The 19186-nt window shown below is 53.1% G+C and carries 19 protein-coding genes and 1 pseudogene; 3 read left to right on the top strand and 17 right to left on the bottom strand.

What is annotated here, in order from left to right:
* Positions 1-26: 26 nt before the first annotated feature.
* The 11 genes and pseudogenes from smc to AWJ19_RS18245 all read right to left on the bottom strand — a co-directional run bounded on the left by smc (position 27) and on the right by AWJ19_RS18245 (position 12012).
* Positions 27-3596: a chromosome segregation protein SMC gene (smc, locus tag AWJ19_RS18290; RefSeq protein ID WP_068725872.1), complete on the bottom strand. Its 3570-nt coding sequence runs from the start codon at positions 3594-3596 to the stop codon at positions 27-29.
* 205 nt (positions 3597-3801) lie between these two features.
* Positions 3802-4504 (bottom strand): annotated as a pseudogene (gene rnc, locus AWJ19_RS18285) (ribonuclease III).
* Positions 4505-4519: 15 nt separating this feature from the next.
* Entirely contained in the window at positions 4520-5758 is a 1239-nt protein-coding gene (fabF, locus tag AWJ19_RS18280) for a beta-ketoacyl-ACP synthase II (protein WP_082707985.1), read from the bottom strand.
* Between the two features lie 220 nt (positions 5759-5978).
* Entirely contained in the window at positions 5979-6212 is a 234-nt protein-coding gene (locus AWJ19_RS18275) for an acyl carrier protein (RefSeq protein ID WP_019911228.1), read from the bottom strand.
* Positions 6213-6334: 122 nt separating this feature from the next.
* Positions 6335-7084 (bottom strand): 3-oxoacyl-[acyl-carrier-protein] reductase, encoded by a 750-nt coding sequence (fabG, locus tag AWJ19_RS18270; RefSeq protein WP_068725868.1) that lies wholly within the window; start codon positions 7082-7084, stop codon positions 6335-6337.
* Between the two features lie 42 nt (positions 7085-7126).
* Positions 7127-8050: an ACP S-malonyltransferase gene (gene fabD, locus AWJ19_RS18265; RefSeq protein ID WP_068725866.1), complete on the bottom strand. Its 924-nt coding sequence runs from the start codon at positions 8048-8050 to the stop codon at positions 7127-7129.
* A 74-nt stretch (positions 8051-8124) separates the two neighbouring features.
* Complete coding sequence (locus AWJ19_RS18260) at positions 8125-9114, bottom strand: beta-ketoacyl-ACP synthase III (protein ID WP_068725902.1); 990 nt, start codon at positions 9112-9114, stop codon at positions 8125-8127.
* Between the two features lie 8 nt (positions 9115-9122).
* Positions 9123-10112 carry a phosphate acyltransferase PlsX gene (plsX, locus tag AWJ19_RS18255; protein ID WP_068725864.1) on the bottom strand — a complete coding sequence of 330 codons (990 nt, stop codon included), beginning with the start codon at positions 10110-10112 and terminating at the stop codon, positions 9123-9125.
* The gene (gene fapR / locus AWJ19_RS18250) at positions 10096-10692 is read right to left on the bottom strand and encodes a transcription factor FapR (protein ID WP_068725862.1); all 597 of its coding nucleotides are present in this window, start codon (positions 10690-10692) and stop codon (positions 10096-10098) included. Before fapR ends, plsX begins: the two co-directional genes overlap by 17 nt.
* 571 nt (positions 10693-11263) lie before the next feature.
* A complete protein-coding gene (gene rpmF / locus AWJ19_RS34190) occupies positions 11264-11437 on the bottom strand; it encodes a 50S ribosomal protein L32 (RefSeq protein ID WP_019911234.1) in 174 nt (57 codons plus the stop codon).
* 53 nt (positions 11438-11490) lie between these two features.
* Positions 11491-12012: a DUF177 domain-containing protein gene (locus AWJ19_RS18245; RefSeq protein WP_068725860.1), complete on the bottom strand. Its 522-nt coding sequence runs from the start codon at positions 12010-12012 to the stop codon at positions 11491-11493.
* A gap of 149 nt (positions 12013-12161) precedes the next feature.
* Here AWJ19_RS18245 and AWJ19_RS37640 point away from each other — a divergent pair, with 149 nt between their 5' ends.
* Both AWJ19_RS37640 and AWJ19_RS37635 read left to right on the top strand, forming a co-directional pair.
* Complete coding sequence (locus tag AWJ19_RS37640; protein ID WP_347231129.1) at positions 12162-12698, top strand: nucleotidyltransferase family protein; 537 nt, start codon at positions 12162-12164, stop codon at positions 12696-12698.
* A complete protein-coding gene (locus AWJ19_RS37635) occupies positions 12686-13396 on the top strand; it encodes a nucleotidyltransferase family protein (RefSeq protein ID WP_347231130.1) in 711 nt (236 codons plus the stop codon). The genes AWJ19_RS37640 and AWJ19_RS37635 overlap by 13 nt, the downstream gene beginning before the upstream one ends.
* Here AWJ19_RS37635 and AWJ19_RS18235 read toward each other — a convergent pair.
* Entirely contained in the window at positions 13374-14423 is a 1050-nt protein-coding gene (locus tag AWJ19_RS18235; RefSeq protein ID WP_068725858.1) for a SepM family pheromone-processing serine protease, read from the bottom strand. The genes AWJ19_RS37635 and AWJ19_RS18235 overlap by 23 nt on opposite strands.
* A 137-nt stretch (positions 14424-14560) precedes the next feature.
* Between AWJ19_RS18235 and AWJ19_RS18230 the strand changes: the two genes are divergently transcribed.
* Complete coding sequence (locus AWJ19_RS18230; protein ID WP_068725856.1) at positions 14561-15790, top strand: nucleoside recognition domain-containing protein; 1230 nt, start codon at positions 14561-14563, stop codon at positions 15788-15790.
* Here AWJ19_RS18230 and coaD read toward each other — a convergent pair.
* From coaD to AWJ19_RS18205, 5 genes are all read right to left on the bottom strand, one after another.
* Positions 15762-16280 carry a pantetheine-phosphate adenylyltransferase gene (coaD, locus tag AWJ19_RS18225; protein ID WP_068725855.1) on the bottom strand — a complete coding sequence of 173 codons (519 nt, stop codon included), beginning with the start codon at positions 16278-16280 and terminating at the stop codon, positions 15762-15764. The two genes, AWJ19_RS18230 and coaD, sit on opposite strands and share 29 nt — an antisense overlap.
* Positions 16264-16926: a 16S rRNA (guanine(966)-N(2))-methyltransferase RsmD gene (gene rsmD / locus AWJ19_RS18220; RefSeq protein WP_082707984.1), complete on the bottom strand. Its 663-nt coding sequence runs from the start codon at positions 16924-16926 to the stop codon at positions 16264-16266. The genes coaD and rsmD overlap by 17 nt, the downstream gene beginning before the upstream one ends.
* A gap of 335 nt (positions 16927-17261) precedes the next feature.
* On the bottom strand, positions 17262-17645 hold the full coding sequence (locus AWJ19_RS18215; protein ID WP_068725851.1) for a hypothetical protein: 384 nt from the start codon (positions 17643-17645) through the stop codon (positions 17262-17264).
* Positions 17646-18022: 377 nt separating this feature from the next.
* Positions 18023-18694, bottom strand: coding sequence for a stalk domain-containing protein (locus AWJ19_RS18210; protein ID WP_068725850.1), 672 nt, complete (start codon positions 18692-18694; stop codon positions 18023-18025).
* Positions 18695-18793: 99 nt separating this feature from the next.
* The gene (locus AWJ19_RS18205; RefSeq protein WP_241781803.1) at positions 18794-19180 is read right to left on the bottom strand and encodes a LytTR family transcriptional regulator DNA-binding domain-containing protein; all 387 of its coding nucleotides are present in this window, start codon (positions 19178-19180) and stop codon (positions 18794-18796) included.
* Positions 19181-19186: the final 6 nt, after the last annotated feature.

Genomic DNA, 19186 nt, shown 5'->3' with positions numbered 1-19186 from the left:
GGTCCCCCTATAAGTTAAAATCTATACTATGCGATTATCGCTTCCTCATCCTCCAGCTTCACGGAGACGAGCTTGGATACGCCGCCTTCCTCCATGGTGACGCCGTACAGCACATCCGCTTCCTCCATCGTGCCCTTGCGGTGGGTAACGACGATAAATTGGGTCTGCTCCGAGAATTCGCGCAGGTATTGGGCAAACCGGACAACGTTGGCTTCATCCAGCGCGGCCTCAACCTCATCCAGTACGCAGAACGGCACAGGCTTCACCTGCAGGATGGCAAACAGCAGCGCCATGGCCGTCAGAGCACGTTCCCCGCCGGAGAGCAGCTGCAGATTCTGCAGCTTTTTGCCCGGCGGCTGCGCAACGATATCGATGCCTGTCTCCAGCATATTCTCCGGATCAAGCAGCTGCAGATCGGCCCGGCCGCCGCCGAACAGCTTCGAGAACACCGTCCCGAATTCACGGCGGATGGCATCAAAGGTCTGTTTGAAGCGTTTGGACATTTCTTCTTCCATCTCATGTATGACATGGTACAGGGTTGTTTTAGCTTCAACCAGGTCATCCTTCTGGCTGCTCAGGAAGGTATAACGTTCATGCACACGCTGATATTCCTCAATGGCACCCAGGCTGACTTCACCAAGTGCGGAGATGCTGCGTTTCAGCCGCTGAACTTCCATTTGGGCTGCCGGAACATCCTCCGGAACCGGATAGCGCTGTTTGGCCAGCTCATAGCTCAGCTCGTAATCCTCACTAAGCTTGCGCAAAATATTGTCCAGCTCCACATCAAGCCGTCCGACGGACACCTCGGTTGTACGAAGCTTGTCCTCAACAGCGCGAAGTGCCTGGCGCTGGTCTTTGGTTTCCCCTTCGGCCAGCTCAAGCCTGCGTGTCAGGGCAGCGCGGTCTGCCCGGGCAAGATCAAGCGCTGCCGCGCTTTCATCCCGCTTCAGCCGGTAGCTGTTCAGGTTCTCCTGCTGCTTGACTGATTCGCGGACGTTCTCTTCCAGATCCTGCTCCATCGTAATGAGGAGGCTGCGGCTCTGACGCAGCTCTTTGTCTTGTGATCCGGCATCCTGGCGCATCCGGCGCAGCTGCTCTTCCAGTGAAAAAATCTCCTGATCCAGCTTGCCTTCCGTTACCTTCATGCCGGTCAGTTTGCTCTGCAGCTCCTCCTTGACCGATTCGCTCGCTTTGCGTTCCGACTCGGCACTGCGGATCGCCTCATGGGCTGCCTGCTCTTCCTGTTCCAGCCGGGCCAGCTCAGCTACCGCCTGTGCCCGGCTTTCCTCCAGCGCCTTCACTTCAGCTTCAAAGCCGCTGCGCTCCGCACCTGCTCCATCCACCTGCTCCTGCACGTGGCGCAGCTCCTGCTCAAGCTGCTTCAGATCTCCGGCAACACGCTGCTCCTCCAGACGTTTCTCATCCCCGTCATGGCGAAGCTGCTCCAGCTTGCGTGAAGCACTCTCCTGCTCATCCTTCAGCCGGCCGATGCCCTGCTTCAGCTTGGCGATCTGACGCTCGCTCTCTTCAATCTCTTCGAATAACTGATCCATCTGCCGTTTGCGGCTCAGCAGGCTGTTGTTCTTCTTGTGCTGGCTGCCCCCGGTCATCGAACCGCCGGCATTTACGACATCCCCTTCAAGCGTTACAACCCGGTAGCGGTACTGGCATCTGGCAGCAATCTTATTGGCCTGCTCCAGATTCTCAGCGATGACTACGTTGCCCAGCAGGCTTCCTACGATGCTGCTGTATTTCTCCTCAAAGCCAACCAGCTCGGCACCGATGCCGACAAAGCCATCCGCCCCTTCGATCATGCTGCGGTCACTGCCGGTAATCTGGCGCGGCCGGATGACATCCAGCGGAAGGAAGGTGGCCCGTCCCAGCTGACGCTGCTTCAGGAAGGCTATTGCCTGGCGCGACACTGCTTCATTCTCCATAACCACATGCTGCACCGAAGCACCCAGTGCAGTTTCCACTGCCATTTCCAGCCGCTCCGGTACGGAAATGAGTTCCGCCACAGCGCCGTGAACACCGCTAAGCTGGCCTTTGCGGGCCCCCTTCAGCACTTCCTTGACGCCCAGCATGAAGCCGTCGTAGTCGTCCTGCATTTCCTTCATCGTCTCATGCCTGGACACCTGTGCTTCACGCTTCTGCTCCCATTTGCGCAGACCTGACTGGGTTTCTTCAATCAGCTTATGCCGTTTGTTGGTCTGCTCGCTCTCGGTAATATAGCTGTTGCGCAGCTTGGAGATCTCATTGCCCAGCTGCGCAATTTTGTCCTTCAGCGTCTTTTGGGAAAGGGACAGCTCCTCGAGACGTGCACTCCATTTACCGCTTTCTTCCCGGCTCCGGCTCATCCGCCGCTCCAGGCTTTCTTTCTGCTGATCCGCATAGCGGATCTCGTTGCGTGCCTGGGCCATCAGGTTCATCAGTTCAAGCAATGCGCTTTTGAGCTGCTCTTCCTTGCTTTGGCTGATGCCGCCGGCGACGCCTTCCAGCCTGCTCTCTTCCTCGGCAATCTGTCTCCGGAGGTCCTCCAGCGCCTGACGGGCCTGCTGCAGCTTCAGCTCCAGCTCAGCCAGCTCACGCTGCCGGTCTGCCGAACGCTCACCTACGGAACCGAGCGTGGACAGCAGCTGCTCACGGTTGGCTTCCAGGTTCTTTTTACGCTCCTTGAGCACTTCGCCATAGCCTTCGCTCTTTTCATAAGCTTCACTGTAACGGAGCAGCTGCTCCTGCAGCTTCTCTACCTGCTCCTCTAATGTCCGCAGCTCAGCCCGTCCGCTTTCCAGCTTGGCATCATGCGCAGATACAATGGTAGACAGCTCCAGCTGTTCCTTATTCAGTACCTCAAGCCGTGCATTGCCTTCCTTCCAGGCAGTATGAATTCCTTCGATCTGATGAACATAGACCGATATTTCCTGCTGTTTGAGCGCTTCCCGCAGCTCCTTATACCGGATCGCCTTCTCGGACTGCTCCTTCAGCGGACCAATCTGGTCCTCCAGCTCACTGAGCAGATCATGAATCCGCAGCAGGTTCTGCTCCGTCTCATCCAGCTTGCGTCCGGCGTCTTTTTTACGCGATTTATATTTAACAATCCCTGATGCCTCTTCAAAAATCCCGCGCCGGTCCTCGGAACGGGTACTGAGAATTTCTTCAATCCGGCCCTGGCCGATAATGGAATACGCTTCACGCCCGATACCGGTATCCATAAACAGCTCTGTAATATCTTTCAGCCGGCACGATTGTTTATTGATCAGATATTCACTTTCACCGCTGCGGTGCACTCTCCGGGTCACTGTTACCTCGCTGAAATCCAGCGGCAGCACATGATCCTCATTGTCCAGGGTCAGCGAAACCTCGCCATAGTTCACCGCTTTGCGGGCATCGCTGCCGGCAAAGATAATATCCTCCATCTTGCCGCCGCGCAGTGATTTCGCGCTCTGTTCACCAAGCACCCAGCGGATCCCGTCGGATATATTGCTTTTGCCGCTGCCGTTTGGCCCTACTACAGCGGTGATGCCGCGTACAAACTCCATTTCGGTTTTGTCGGCAAAAGATTTAAAGCCAGCCAATTCGATCCGTTTCAAAAACATAACTCGCCTATCACCTCTGACCTATTATAACATAGCGTTTCTGAAATAACCCCACAAAGTGGGGCCTGCACTGGATGCTGTACCATAAAACGAAAAAGAGCAGCAAAGGTCTGACCTCCGCCTGGAAGCCGGCATTCAGACCATTGCTGCTCTCCTCCGCTAATTGCTTGGGGTAGCCTTATCTTGTACGATTGCAACTATAGCTTCAAGCACCGTCTTCCTTCAGCCGCAAAAGCGCAGCTGCCGCAGCCTGCTGTTCTGCTTCTTTCTTGGAACGGCCATTGCCTCTGCCGAGTGACTGGCTGGCCATATACACCTCAGAAACAAATTCACGCTCATGCGCCGGTCCACGCTCTTCAATAATCCGATATTCCAGCGTACCTAAACCGTGATGCTGTATCAGCTCCTGAAGCTCTGTCTTGAAATCGCTCATCTGCATTTGCAGCTTGCCGTCCGTCTCCACCAGCGGGAATACATGATTATCCAGAAAACGGCGCACTGTCTCCAGGCCCTGATCGAGATAAAGCGCTCCCACGAAGGATTCAAACACATCGGCCAGCAAGGCCGCGGGTACGTCCGCCCGTAAGTTCTTCCCCTTTGCCCAGCAGTACAAACCGGCCGAAGCCCAGGCTCTCGGCAAATTTGACCAGAGAAGGCTCGCAGACAATTGCGGCTCTCAGCTTGGTCAATTCTCCCTCAGGCCTGTCCGGCAGCAGGTTGTACAAATATTCGGAAACCGTAAGCTCCAGCACGGCATCGCCCAGAAACTCCAGACGCTCATTGTCCTGATGCTGGTTGAAACGGTGTTCGTTCACATAGGATGCATGGGTAAAGGCCTGCTTCAGAAGTACAGGATCGTGAAATTGGATTTGAAGTTGGCTTTGTAACTGCTTCAGGTCTCCTTTCACTGCACTGTTCTCCCCTTACTGTTTGTATTTTTTGAGAATAACGGTAGCGTTATGTCCCCCGAATCCGAACGAGTTGGACATAACAATGTTAAGATCAGCTTCCCTAGGAACGTTCGGAACATAATCCAGGTCACATTCCGGGTCCTGGTTGTCCAGGTTGATCGTTGGTGCAATCATATTCTTCTGCAGGGAAAGACCGCAGATGATCGCTTCGACGCCGCCTGCCGCACCCAGCAGATGCCCGGTCATCGACTTGGTCGAGCTGATTGCAACCTTGTACGCATGGTCTCCAAGCGCCTTCTTCACGGCTGTCGTTTCGGACTTGTCGCCGGCAGGTGTGGATGTTCCGTGCGCGTTGATATAATCGATATCCTCCGGATTAATTCCGGCGTCACGGATAGCCATCTTCATGCAGCGCGCTGCACCGTCAGGATCCGGGTCAGTCATGTGGTGGGCATCAGCGCTCAGGCCGTAGCCGATAACTTCGGCATAGATCTTCGCCCCGCGCTTCTCGGCATGCTCCAGCGATTCAAGAATCAGAATGCCGGCGCCTTCACCCATTACAAAGCCGTCGCGGTCTACATCAAACGGGCGGCTTGCCTTCTCAGGCTCGTCGTTACGGGTGGACATTGCTCTCATTGCACAGAAGCCGGCCATACCTGTCGGACGGATTGTCGCTTCGGAACCGCCACAGATCATCGCATCCGCATCCCCGCGCTGGATCAGCCGGAACGATTCACCGATGGAATGGCTTCCTGTCGCACAGGCGGTAACGGTTGTTGTATTAGGACCTTTGGCGCCGAGGTTAATCGACAGCTGTCCGGAACCCATATTGGCAATCATCATCGGGATAAAGAACGGACTCACACGCTTGGGCCCTTTTTCGAGCAGCAGGTTGTGATTGTCTTCCCATGTTCCCAGTCCGCCGATGCCGGAGCCGACGGATACGCCGATCCGCTCTGCATCAATATCTTCACCGATCTTAAGTCCGCTGTCTCTCAGCGCATCCTCACCGGCTGCTACTGCAAACTGCACAAAACGGTCCATCTTGCGTGCTTCCTTGCGGCCGAAACGCTCCTCCGCATCAAAATCCTTAACAGAAGCTGCAATCTTGGTGGTGTAGTCACTTACATCAAATGAATCCACCGTTGATACTCCGGACTTGCCGTTCATCAGGCTATCCCAGAACGTATCCAGATCCTTGCCCAGGGACGTTATAACGCCCATACCGGTAACAACCACTCTATGACTCAAACGCAATCACCCCATCTGTAGGCTGTATACTTCATTTCTAACGAAGCACTGCTCTCTGAAATCTCTATATAAACTGCAATCCCCGCAATAGCATGTCCTGCCTGCGGTTCTGTAATTTTCCTCGGATAAAGGTGCTCTCGGCATCCTTGGACTTGCAAATGATGTGTAAAATGAGGAGAAGTCCCGTCCCCAGGGGGGCGGGACCCTCAATCATATGACTCTAGGTATGAGATTGTATGTACTTCACAACTTCACCCACGGTCGTAATCTTCTCTGCATCTTCATCAGAGATTTCCATGTCGAATTCATCTTCCAATTCCATAACCAATTCTACTACATCAAGAGAATCAGCACCCAAATCATCTTTGAAAGACGCTTCTAATGTTACCTCCGCTTCATCGGCACCCAAGCGGTCGATGACAATGCGTTTTACACGCTCCAATACATCGGACATCCGGTTCACCTCCTCTTTTGGTATTATACGAGATATGAAGTCAAAATACCATAGAGCATAAAAAACGCTTTCCGGCCGCCTCTTCCCGTTCCCTCCATAGCTGTTCCAAGCTTTCTTCAGGCTTACATGTACATACCGCCGTCCACATGAAGTGTCTGGCCTGTCATATAAGCTGCCCCCTGCGAGGCTAAAAATACAGCCGTGTTAGCAATGTCCTCCGGCCGCCCAAGCTGGGCAAGGGGAATCCCCTTCACCAGCTCGCTGCGGACTTCATCGGACAGCTCACGGGTCATGTCGGTATCAATGAACCCCGGAGCGATGCAATTCACGGTAATTCCGCGGGAAGCCAGCTCCCGCGCCGCCGATTTGGTCATACCGATTACGCCTGCCTTGGCAGCGGTATAGTTGACCTGGCCGGGATTTCCTGTTACGCCCACGACGGAGGAAATATTGATGATCCGGCCGTAGCGCTGCTTCATCATCGGACGTGTAACGGCCTTCAGGCAGTTAAACACACCTTTGAGATTGGTTTCGATGACCTGATCGAATTCTTCTTCCTTCATGCGCATAATCAGATTGTCCCGGGTAATACCGGCGTTGTTAACCAGAATGTCGATTCTGCCCCAGGTGTTGATAACCTCTTTAACAAGGTTCTCCGCCTGTTCGCTGCTTCCTACGTTCCCCTTGAGCGCGATGCCCTCAGAGCCCAGCTCGGCAATACGCGCTACAGTCTCCTGCGCTGCAGCCTCGCTTCCGGAATAGTTCACGGCCACCTTCACGCCATGCTCCGCCAGCGCCAGCGCAATGCTGCGCCCGATTCCGCGGGAGCCGCCGGTGACCAGGGCCGTCTGGCCTTTTAATGCTGAGAACATTCTATATTCCCCTTTCCAAGTGCCCTGTTTAAATTCTGGCAGTTACAGTTCAGCCTGCACACTTTCCAGGCTGTTAATGCCTATTACCTTAACCGCTTTGTCGATTTTGCGGATCAGGCCGGCCAGCACGCTGCCGGAGCCGATCTCTACAAAGGTGTCCACACCATTAGCAATCAGCCATTCCACGCTGTCCTGCCAGAGAACCGGTGAGTATACCTGACGCACAAGCAGCTCACGGATCTCTTCGGGATCGGTTACGGGTGAGGCCGTTACATTAACTACGACTGGAACTGCAGGAGCATTAAAGGTTACGCGCTGCAGCTCGGCAGCCAGACGCTCAGCAGCCTCCTTCATCATGGAGGAATGGAACGGTCCGCTGACTTCAAGCGGAATCGCCCGTTTGCCGCCGGCTTCCTTAACCCGTTCTACAACAGCGCTAACGCCCGCCTGAGAGCCGGAAACGACGATCTGCCCCGGACAGTTCACATTAGCAAGCTCTACAGTATTGCCTTCCTCGGAAATACTGCGGCACAGCCCCGCAAGCGCCTCGCGTTCTGCCCCCAGTACTGCAGCCATTGCCCCTTGTCCGCCCGGCACCGCTTCTTCCATGAAACGACCGCGCAGCCGTACAAGCTGCACAGCATCCTCGTAGGAAAGCACGCCGGCGGCAACCAGTGCGCTGTACTCGCCAAGGCTGTGTCCGGCAACATAATCCGGCTTCAGTCCCTTGCCGGCAAGCGCTTCAAGGTACGCTACACTTGTTGTAACAAGAGCAGGCTGCGTATTTACAGTCTGTTTCAGGTCGCTGTCCGGCCCCTCAAATACAAGCCGGCTCAAGGAAAATCCGAGCACCTCGTCGCCTTTATCAAATACGGCACGGCTCTGCGGCAGTGCGTCATATACATCCTTACCCATCCCGACTGCCTGCGCACCCTGCCCGGGAAAGACAAATGCAATTTTACCCATTGTACAGACTCCTTCACATAACCCGTGCACTGTCCCGCCGCTATCCAGCGGCTGGTGCGGGGTCCATTATTCGTTTACCAGATTAATACGGAAGCTCCCCACGTAAGTCCGCCGCCGAAGCCAACCATCAGTACGGTATCGCCTTCCTTCATCCGGCCTTCCTCTGCCGCCTCTACCAGCGCAAGCGGAATCGAAGCTGCGGAAGTGTTGGCATAACGGTCAACATTGACGACCACCTTCTCTTCCGGCAGATCCAGACGCTGCATCGCAGACTGAATGATCCGGATGTTCGCCTGGTGCGGTACAAAGAGATCAATATTTTCCTTGCCGAGTCCTGCCTTGGACAGAACGCGTTCTGTGGCTGTACCCATTACACGTACGGCGAACTTGAACACTTCACGGCCGTTCATATATATGAAGTGCTTCTTGTCTTCAATAGTCTGGGCAGATGCCGGCAGGCGCGAGCCCCCTGCTTCAAGCTTCAGCAGGCTGCCGCCTGCACCCTCCGCTCCAAGGTCGAATGACTGGAATCCGCGTCCTTCCGGAACCTCACCGAGAATCACCGCACCCGCACCATCGCCGAACAGGACGCAGGTGTTGCGGTCGGTATAATCAGTAATGCGTGAAAGAGTGTCGGCACCGATAACCAGTGCATTGTTATACATGCCGGTCTTAATAAAGTTTGTAGCTGTAGCAAGGCTGTAGACAAAGCCTGAGCAGGCTGCAGACAAGTCAAATGCGGCTGCTCCCTTAGCTCCCAGCTTATCCTGCAGTATGCAGGCTGTGGATGGGAATGATGTGTCCGGAGTAATGGTAGCAACAATAATAAGCTCCAGATCTTCTGCCTTCATCCCTGCAGATTCCAGCGCTTTGAGCGCAGCTTCATACGCAAGATCCGAGGTCGCCTCATGCGGTGCCGCAATATGCCGTTCCCGGATGCCTGTGCGGCTGACAATCCATTCATCATTGGTTTCGACTATCTTCTCAAGATCACTATTAGTCAATATTTGCTCAGGCACATATTTTCCTGTCCCGATTATCCCTACCGAACGCAACTGATTCATCTCGTCACTCACTTCCCACTAATTTCCTTCGATATGCCGGACACAAGGCCCGCCTGCAGCGCAATCCGCGCCTGTCTGACCGCATTCTTCACCGCATTGCCGTCCGAAGAGCCGTGGCCCTTTACAACCAGGCCGCTAAGGCCCAGCAGCGGGGCACCACCATGCTCCTTATAATCCATTTTGCCTTTGAGACTTCTCAGCTCAGGCATCAGAATCGCTGCGCCGAGCTTAGTTTTGAGGGATTTGCTGAACTGCTCCTTGAGGAGGGAAAACATCGCTCCGGCCGTTCCCTCCAGTGTCTTGAGCAGAATGTTTCCGGCAAAGCCGTCGCAGACAAGCACGTCACATGCGCCTGTGAGCACATCGCGCGCTTCTACATTGCCGACAAAATGAATGCCCGGCAGTGCTTCAAGCAGCGGATAGGCTTCTTTGGTCAGCTCATTGCCTTTACCCGGCTCCGTCCCCACATTCAGGAGGCCGACCCGGGGCCGCGCAATCCCATGCACCTTGCTGCGGTATATACTGCCCATTAGTGCATATTGTGCCAGATGCTGCGGTTTGGCGTCCATATTGGCTCCAAGATCCAGCGCCAGTACGCCGACATCATCAAGTGTCGGAATCATCGGGGCCAGTGCAGGGCGTTCTATACCGTCCATTCTTCCCACAACCAGCAGCCCGGTAGTCATCAGCGCTCCGGTATTCCCGGAAGAAATCATGGCATCGGCTTCACCCTCGCGCACCATCCTTCCCGCTACGACCATGGATGAATCCTTTTTGCGGCGGACCGCCTTTACAGGCTCCTCATCGGAACCGATTACTTCCCCCGCATGACGCACTGTCACGTTCGAAGGCTTATTCTTCAGCAGCGGTTCAAGTCTGGCTTGGTCGCCGACCAGCACCAGCTGGGTATCGCTCCATTCTGCGGCCGCTGACAAAGCACCTTCCACATTACATTCGGGTGCATTATCTCCGCCCATGGCATCAATGGCGATCAGCATTGCGGTTTCCCCCTTCGCTGTATTCTTCAACTGCAGAGCGGTACACTACGAAATGACCCTGAAACACAAGCTCTTCCCCGACATACGTAAACACGTCCACTTCAGCCTTGCCGCCCCGGCCGGCAAGTGAACGCACCTGCGCTTTGGCAATACATTTCTCTCCGAGCCGCACCATCCGCACAAACCGGATATCGGCGGAAGCCGTCAGTGCAATCTCATCATTGATCACAGCCACTGCCAGCGAATTCGCCTGACCAAACACATAATGGCCGCGGGCGATCCCGTTTCTGGAGAAAACATGCTCTTCACGGATCTCAAAGATGGATATTCCGCTCTTGTCCAGCTGCAGATCAACAATGTCACCGACCACTTCATCAGGCGGCAGTGAACGCACCTGATCATAGGAGTGCTCTGCCATCTGCTTCATCCGTTCGCGCAGCTCCGGTATTCCCAGCTCAAGCCTGTCCAGCCGGATGGTCTGGATGCTCACCTTGAGCTGCCGGGTCAGCTCCCTGTCTGTCACAAACGGATTGCCGTCGATGATCTGAAGCAGCTTCTGCTGGCGCTCTTTCTTGGACATCCGCTCTATGGCGGCTCACCTCCTGGCACATGCTCAGGCATAAAACAGCTCAACCATCCGGAAGCGGACGGTTTGCCTATAACAGCCTGCAATATAAGGATGATTTATGGCGTTACGCCTTTAGTATTCTTATATCTGAAACAAGCATCCGGCCGCGGAAAAGGCCGCTGTCATCACTTACGTTATGGTTAAAATATCATTTTAGAACCAGGTACTAATATGTAGTATAAAGCATAAGCCGCCAAAAATAAAGCATTGACAAGAAAGTTACATTCACAAGGCATCCTTTGCCGGGACGGTCCAGCTCTGAGCCGGGCTCCCGGCAAGTCTATTTTCCCGTTAGGATGTTATGTAATCGGGCTAACTTACAACCAATTCTTTGAAGTCAGGCAAAAAAGTGAAATAAAATGACGAGAATCCGATGAATTCTTAAGTGTCATTAGCAGACGGACTCAAATGCACTCCCTTAGGCTCAAGTCCCCGACACCTGCCACGCAGCAAGCCTAAAATACTTCGGCCCATAAAAAAATAGCACCCCACCCTAAGATGAAGTGCTATCTCTTATCACAAACTATTGTTTGATGATTTCTCTAGCTTTGTAAGTTCCGCAAACTTTGCATACGTGGTGAGCCAGTTTCAGCTCTCCGCATTGTTCACATTTCACCATACCTGGTACTACCAGTTTGAAGTGGGTGCGACGTTTGTCGCGGCGAGTCTTGGACGTTCTGCGTTGTGGTACTGCCATGATTATCAACCTCCTGAATTTGTTGTTGACCCGTTATAACCCGGGATTTGTTCTTAGTCATCTTGCTTGGTAAAGAATCCTTTCAACGCAGCAAGCCGGGGATCGACTACTGTGTTGTCGCAACTGCAGGTGCCTTCGTTCAAATTTTGTCCACATGTCTGACAAAGACCAAGACAGTCTGCCTTGCACAATACCGAATCCGGTAAGTGCAGTACGAAGTTTTCTTCCGCGTAAGGAACAAGATCCACAATCTCGTCCTCAACGTAGATGAGTTCGTCATCTTCGTCTTCAGGAAGAAGCGGCTGCTTAAGCCATTTGAAAGTCTCAGCAAAAGGAATGTTCAATTTGCTGTTAACCTCGCTGAGGCAACGTGCACATAACATGTCCACATTCCCTTCCAATGTTCCCACCACGTTCACACTATCGGTTCCCGCGGGCAGCGCTTTAAGGTTCACTGTAAGCGGTGCAACAGAAAGTATATCCTTCCGCCCTTTGACAAGCTCGCTGACATCCAGTGTCTCATGGAGGTGCAGTGGCTCGTCGGCATTTGCCAATTTGCGAAAGTGAATCTTCATATTCATCACTCCAAACAAACAAAAATTATTATACCTAGAATTACCGAAGTTTGTCAACCATTTTCCTTTATATTGTTTCGATAACCGGGACAACTTATGATATAACTATTAACCCAATATATCAAATACGATTTGGAGTGACACGACCAGTGACCACAGTCGGCATAATCGCTGAATATAATCCATTACATAACGGCCATGTCCATCATTTTAACGAGGCCAAAAGACTGACCGGCGCGGACACGTCCATCGTCGTGATGAGCGGGCCGTTCACCCAGCGCGGCGAGCCGGCGGCGGTGAGCAAGCAGGCCCGCACTGAGATGGCGCTGCACATGGGCGCCGACCTCGTGCTTGAGCTGCCGGTCGGCTATGCCCTGCAGCCGGCCGAGTGGTTCGCCTTCGGAGCAGTTTCACTGCTGGAAGCGACCGGAGTCGTGGACAGCCTGTGCTTCGGCTCCGAAGCAGGCAGTTTAAGCGGGCTGCTCGGGCTGGCTGAGTTCCTGGCCGATGAGAGCAGCGAGCTGCAGGAAGAGCTCCGCCGCCGCCTGGCGCTCGGAGCGAGCTTCCCGGCCGCCTCAGGGCTGCTGCGCGGCCGTCTGGTCCGGGACTCCCGCCGGGCACGGGAGTCCTCTAGAGGCCGAGGCGCTGCTGCGCAGCCAACAACAGCCTCGGCCTGCACTACCTGATCGCGCTGCGCCGGCTTGGCAGCGCGATCAGGCCCTTCACCGTGCCGCGCACCGGCGCAGGGTTCCACGACCCGCTGCAGCGCGGGTCGTCCATTGCCAGCGCAACGGCGATCCGCCGGCTGCTGCTGGAAGGGGGGTCTCCGGCGGCATACCTGCCGGAATATAGCATGTCCATCCTGGAGAGGGAACATGCGGCAGGCAGAGGCCCGGTAAGTCTGGAGGACTTCCGCAGCCAGCTGCGCCACGTCCTCATTACCCGGACCGCTGAAGAGCTGCGGGAGCTTCAGGATATGAATGAAGGGCTGGAGAACCGGCTGCTCAAGGTAATGCCGCAGCTGGATCAATTTACAGTCAGCGGGCTGCTGGAAGCGCTAAAAAGCAAGCGCTACACGCATACCCGCCTGCAGCGCCTGCTTGTTCATGCCTTATTGAATCACAGCAAAGCCGAACTGGCCCCGTCCGCATTAGCTGGCGGACCCGGATACATCCGCGTGTTAGGCTTCCGCGAGAGCGGGCGCAAACTGCTCAAGAAAATGAAGCGGACGGCAGCCTGGCCGGTTGTTCTCTCACCTGCGCAGTTCACCCATCCCGGATTAGACCGTGACCTCCGGGCCGCTGCTGCCTACGCCGGAGCATTCAATGAGCCCCAACGGGCTGATCTGTACGCTGACTATCTCAAGCCGCCGGTGATAATGTAGCCGGCAGCTTCTCCATATAATCAAGCGCCTCGTCCAGCGTAGCAACAGGCACCAGCTTCATCGAGGTGCCTATTTCGTCTGCCTTCGCTTTGGCCTCGTCAAAGTTCTTGACCGGCACGAAGAACACCTCTGCGTGCTCGCGGTCGGCAGCAACAATTTTATGCTTGACCCCGCCGATGGCTCCCACGGTGCCTTCAGCATTTATAGTCCCCGTCCCGGCAATTCTGTGCCCTCCGGTCAAATCGCCCGGAGTAAGCTGGTTATAGATTTCCATAGTGAACATAAGCCCTGCTGACGGTCCGCCGACATCGGTATCCGTGAAGCTGACCGATTTGCCCGCAACCTTGGGCTTCACCTTCTGGACAGCTCCGATCACTACGCCTAATCCCGGTTTTCCTTTTCCGGTATCCGCATCAATTACCTCAACCAGTGTTACCTGCTCTGTAATTTCCTTCCCGTCCCGCTGCAGCACGGCCTCAACCCGGTCTCCAATTGTTCTGGATGACAGCAGCGCAGACAGGGCCTGAGGATCAGGGATATGCTGACCTTCTACGCTGACTATCCGGTCTCCCGGACGGAACTGACCAGGATTACCCGTACCCGGCACAGAGAACACATACAGGTAATCCACTACGTCCTCATAAGGGATACCCGCCGCATGATAAGCGGCCTGTACGGCGAAAGACTGCGAGCTGTTCATATAATATACCTGCTCCGCCGCGTATTCCTGCTCTGTTTTGTTTCCAAGCCGCGTCTCCTTCAGCACAACCTCACTGTTGGAATTAAAGACTGACGCGATAAGCAGCGCCACATTCGCATAGCTTGCTGATACCGTGGTCATCATGAAGGTGCCCTTTTCATCCTTGTCTGCATTCTCCACCTTGATCATCGGTGCCACCTCGGAGGCTCTCCCCGGCTGATACACAATATAAGGAGTATTCATAAAAACAGTAACATAGAGTATAACCACAAAAGTAAACAAGTAGGCGATCGCGCGGAATCCTACCCGGCGTTTATGCTGCCTCAATGCTATTCCCTTCTTTCCTGCGGCTCTCTGCCTGCTTCAGGCGGCTTGTGACAGCTATGGCATGATGGTTGTCTGCAGTGCATAAATTGATAACAGTCTTAAGCCATGTCTTAACCTATGAAGAGGTGAAGCTCAAAATGAATAACGTTAAAATACGGAGAATATCTTCAGCTTCGGCCCCTTTTCTGACCGGAGCAGCGGCCATTCTGCTTGCAGCGGCCATCATCTCGTCTCCGGAATCGTCCTTTGCGGCTTCACTGCAGGGCCTCAAGCTCTGGTGGACGCTGATTTTCCCGGCGCTGCTGCCGTTCCTCATCCTCTCGGAAATGCTGACAGCCTCAGGCTTCGTACACGGCTTCGGTGTATTGCTGGGGCCGCTCATGACCCGAGTGTTCCGGCTGCCGGGCGCCGGAGGCTGGACACTGGCTCTCGGCATGACCGCCGGGTTCCCCGCAGGGGCAGGCGGTGTGCAGCAGCTTCATAAGCAGGGCGGCATTTCGGACAAGGATGCCGGCCGCCTCGCTTCACTGGCCCATTTTGCTAGCCCTGTAACTATAGTAATTGTAGTCGGTGCAGCTTTCCTGCACAGTCCGGCAGCAGGCTATGCCCTGTTAGCCATTCACTGGGTATCCGGTCTGGCTGCAGGATTAACGGCAGCACTGTTCTCGGGCAGAGACCGTTCAATAGCCAGCGGCCCGGAACTTCCGGCTGTCAAGCCGGCATCATTGCCGTCTAGGGTCCGCCAGACCATGCTTCAGGCACGCGAAAAGGACGGGCGCAGCTTCGGCAGACTGCTGGGCGAATCTGTATCTACCGCAGTGCAGAGCCTGATGGTAATCGGCGGCTATATGATCATGTTCTCCGTTGTTATCAACATTATCACCGCCTGGTTCCCGCAGCTGTCACCGGGATTTGCCGCCAGTGTACTCGAGATTCATCTGGGCGCCAATGCCATGACTTCGCAGGTAGCAGAACCGTTTGCCTTTGGGGCAATAGGTGTAACCAGCCTTGCACTCCTGTCCGCAGTGCTCGGGTGGAGCGGAATCTGCGGACAGCTTCAGGCACTGACTGCACTGAAGCAGGCCAAAGCCCGGTTTCTTCCATACGCGGCCGGACGTCTGCTGCACAGCCTGTATGCTTTCGGCTTGACCTTTGTGCTCTGGCAGCCTCTTAAGCATGTGCCTGCCCCTGTTCTTCCGGCCATCAGCAGCGCGGAAACGGCAGGCGATGCCGGAATAACCGGTCCGCTTGCCGTCTGGAATATGGTTCCACAGCTGCTGAGCCTGCAGGCTCTTCTAATACTACTATTAGCTGTCTTGTCTGCAGTTGTATATATGGTTACCTGGCTCCGGCGTCCAGCTGGCTGAATTTAAGCTTCATCGCCTGCTCGACCTCGGGGGTGACAAATTCGGATACATTCCCGCCGAAATGGGCCAGCTCCTTCACTACACTTGAGCTTAGGTAGGAATATTTGGGGTTAGTCATCATGAAGATGGTCTCCACTTCAGGGTCCAGGCTGTGATTAATTGAAGCGGTCTGCAGCTCATATTCGAAGTCGGTTACCGTACGGATTCCGCGCACGATGACCTGGGCGTTCTTTTGGCGGAGATAATTCACGAGCAGATCCCGGAAGCTGTCCACCTCCACATTAGGAAGGTCCGCCGTTGCCTGCCGGAGCAGCTCTGTGCGCTCTTCCACGGTAAACATCGGTTTTTTGCTGAGATTATTCAGCACGGTAACTATAAGCCTGTCAAACTGTTTGGCAGCGCGCCGGATAATATCGATATGTCCCATCGTCACCGGATCAAAGCTTCCCGGATAGATGGCAACACGTTCTTTTCTAATTTGCAGACTCATCGTTACCCTCCCTGCCGCTCTCAACAGCTTCTTCTGAAGCAGCTTCGTACTGATAGATGGAAATCGCTGTCTCACCATATATAGCCTGCCTTGTCCGGTAGAACCCCGGAATCTCTTCAGGGTAGGCGTAGCCTGATTCATGTTCCAGTACAATGACCGCATCAGGGTTAAGCAAGCCTTTGCCGGCCAGGGTCAGCATTAACTCATCGCCGTGCTTCATCCGGTAAGGCGGGTCAAGAAACACAAGATCAAAAGCCCGTCCCCGCTTCTCCAGCGCACCAAGAGCCCGTCCGGCATCATTACGATATACCTCTGCCTGTTCCTCCAGCTTTGCCGCCTTCAGATTCGCCCGCACCGTATCAATGCTTTTCTGCTCCATGTCTACAAACACCACGCGTTCCATTCCTCTGCTCAGCGCTTCAATTCCAAGACCGCCGGTTCCGGCGAACAAATCCAGCGCCATGCCGCCCTCAAAATAAGGGCCAATCATGCTGAACAGCGCTTCCTTCACCTTGTCGGTCGTTGGACGCGTCCCGTTACCCGGTACACTTTTCAGGGGTCTCCCCTTGGCACTTCCCGATACAACTCTCACCGATTCACCTGCTCTATGTCTCTGTTTATTATGCCGTTTGGGGCATAAGTCCAAGCCTATAGTACCACAATTAACCGGTTAAATAAAAAGTTTGTCTATTGGTGTACGTTTGGAGTAAAGCAAAAAAATAATCAAACACCATGTATAGAACCTTTCAATCCCGGACATCATGTAACTATCGACATCACAAAATGTCGTAGACAACCGCGGAGCAGGCTTACGTTTCCCCATAAGCTCTTCGTCCGGTTTCTCCTCTCCCATGAAAGAGGCCCTAGCAATAGGGCCTCGATTTTTTTTGTAACAATGATTTGAAGTAAGTGAGCATACATCAATGTAAACAAAAAAACCGTCAGGCATAGCCCGGCGGATTTTTTACATATATTTAATTTTTAAGTAAGTAAAAACTTTTGGAGATACAGCTCATTCTTAGCAACTTCGGCAGTTGCTTCTAAAGTGAGTATCTTTAACAGAATGGAATCCTGCCTGATATATCTAAGTACCATTTCACGGCTCCGGTCGAAATCCGCTATGTACCTGCTATGAATATGTTCTAGCCTCTGTCTGGCTAATTCTGAAACAGCTATATAATCAAGCCTAAGTTGAGCTTGCAAAATTCTGTCATCTGAACTTAAAGCGGCCCAGGTGAATATCCCGCCTTCCACAATATCTCCAGAATCTACTGCATACACAACAGCTGAATGTTCGGTTATAAATCTCATAATCCTCTCTTCGATCATCTGGTAGTCTTTCTTCAACTCGTCTACATTTTTCATTTAACACTCCTCTCTAACTTAGAAATGCAAGAAGGGTGTTCCTACGCCTATTGCCTTAGCTCAGCGCACTGGAACACCCTTAATGATGGGAATCACACTAATAAGTTAGAGCAAGTATATATCATTTAGAAAAGAATGTATACTTAGCCTGTTACTTAATGTTAAAATTTTTATATTATTACAGATAGACTTCTCTAATGTTGACAAACCCAAAAACTGGACGGTGTTACTAATGTATTCTGCAATAATTTAACACTCGATAACACAAAACGCCTCAGTCCAGATACACCTGCTAAGTGATGAACTATTTATGGGTGTCTGCAAAAACAACTTCAACAGAAAAATAATTCATTTGGATACTGGTCCTGTATTCCGTTTTATTTATAATACGAAGTAGTCAACGGAATAAACATGGATGCGCCGTCTTTAACCTGGCCGGTTACGTAAATTTTGCTAACTCCGGCTATGTTGGCCTCAATGGTAACGAGCCCTTGCTCGGCTGTAATCGTCTGTTTTTTGAGAACGGTATCTGTATCGCTGTCCTGAATGGTAAAGTCTTTAATGTCGCCGCCGATGGCTGCCACCTGGATGTACAGCTTCTGATATTTTTTATCCGGATACAGCATGAAGGAGCTGCCGCGTGTACCGCTGCCGTTATCGAAATGAACATCCTTGTAGTCCTTATCCAGATAGACCGTTTTATCAGGATCTTTGGTGTGATAGTTTGAGTCAAAACCTGCGGCAATGGATACTCCCTCAAGCTGTTCGCCTAAAGAAATGGTGCTGGATGCAGCATCAAAATTAACCGTTACCCCCAGCAGATCGGAGATCGCTCTTACCGGAAGGTAGGTAGTGTTGTTATATGTTATTGGAGCTACTACCGCACCGCTGCTGTTCTTCAGCTGGACAGGCTGACCGTCCACTTTAAATTTGATACCCGGGTTCAGGAATGCTTTTATCGCCTGCAGGTTGGCACCGGCTGCAACCCCCGCACCCATCCCGCCCAGAACAGCAAAAGCCGTTAACGCAGCTGTCATTTTCTTTTTCACCTTGTTCAATTCCCTCCATGTATTTCAAATTTTAAGTGCTACCATGGAGTATAAAGAATCGTCACGCGGCATGCAATATTTTCCTGTATTAAAAAAGAACTACCAAAGCGGCAGCTCAATAAACGAAATATTCGGCTGCGTGAGTCTGACATCCTTAACTACTTCCTTGTAGCCCTTTTCAGACAGAAAGCACTTCTGCTCTATGCCCTTGCGGTTCTCGCCGAAATAGGCGACATGGAAGGTTTTGTCCAGCTGGGTGATATTAGTGACATTGATCAGGGTGTTGCGGTCTGCCAGGACAAATTTATAGCCGGAGCTCTTCAGGGTGGTTACCCAATATTTCAAGGTCCCTACTGTGTAAAACACTTCATCTTTGGTATGGATCACAATCCGGTACAGACTGCGTTCAAACTCCATATACGTGATTTCCGTAATTTCAAGGGCAACTAATCCGGAATCCCCCTTGGCGTCACGGGTTACTGACATACTGCT

It is taken from the genome of Paenibacillus sp. DMB5, assembly GCF_001517085.1.
In the GTDB taxonomy this organism is placed as follows: Bacteria; Bacillota; Bacilli; order Paenibacillales; family Paenibacillaceae; genus Paenibacillus_AQ.
This window is presented reverse-complemented; position numbering and strand designations above follow the sequence as displayed.

Coding starts and splice junctions, on each gene's coding strand:
- smc (WP_068725872.1), bottom strand. CDS start 3,596: ATGTTTTTGAAACGGATCGAATTGGCTGGCTTTAAATCTTTTGCCGAC.
- AWJ19_RS18275 (WP_019911228.1), bottom strand. CDS start 6,212: ATGTCCGATGTATTGGAGCGTGTAAAACGCATTGTCATCGACCGCTTG.
- fabG (WP_068725868.1), bottom strand. CDS start 7,084: ATGTTCTCAGCATTAAAAGGCCAGACGGCCCTGGTCACCGGCGGCTCC.
- fabD (WP_068725866.1), bottom strand. CDS start 8,050: ATGGGTAAAATTGCATTTGTCTTTCCCGGGCAGGGTGCGCAGGCAGTC.
- AWJ19_RS18260 (WP_068725902.1), bottom strand. CDS start 9,114: ATGAATCAGTTGCGTTCGGTAGGGATAATCGGGACAGGAAAATATGTG.
- plsX (WP_068725864.1), bottom strand. CDS start 10,112: ATGCTGATCGCCATTGATGCCATGGGCGGAGATAATGCACCCGAATGT.
- fapR (WP_068725862.1), bottom strand. CDS start 10,692: ATGTCCAAGAAAGAGCGCCAGCAGAAGCTGCTTCAGATCATCGACGGC.
- rpmF (WP_019911234.1), bottom strand. CDS start 11,437: ATGGCAGTACCACAACGCAGAACGTCCAAGACTCGCCGCGACAAACGT.
- AWJ19_RS18245 (WP_068725860.1), bottom strand. CDS start 12,012: ATGAAGATTCACTTTCGCAAATTGGCAAATGCCGACGAGCCACTGCAC.
- AWJ19_RS18230 (WP_068725856.1), top strand. CDS start 14,561: ATGAATAACGTTAAAATACGGAGAATATCTTCAGCTTCGGCCCCTTTT.
- coaD (WP_068725855.1), bottom strand. CDS start 16,280: ATGAGTCTGCAAATTAGAAAAGAACGTGTTGCCATCTATCCGGGAAGC.
- AWJ19_RS18215 (WP_068725851.1), bottom strand. CDS start 17,645: ATGAAAAATGTAGACGAGTTGAAGAAAGACTACCAGATGATCGAAGAG.
- AWJ19_RS18205 (WP_241781803.1), bottom strand. CDS start 19,180: ATGTCAGTAACCCGTGACGCCAAGGGGGATTCCGGATTAGTTGCCCTT.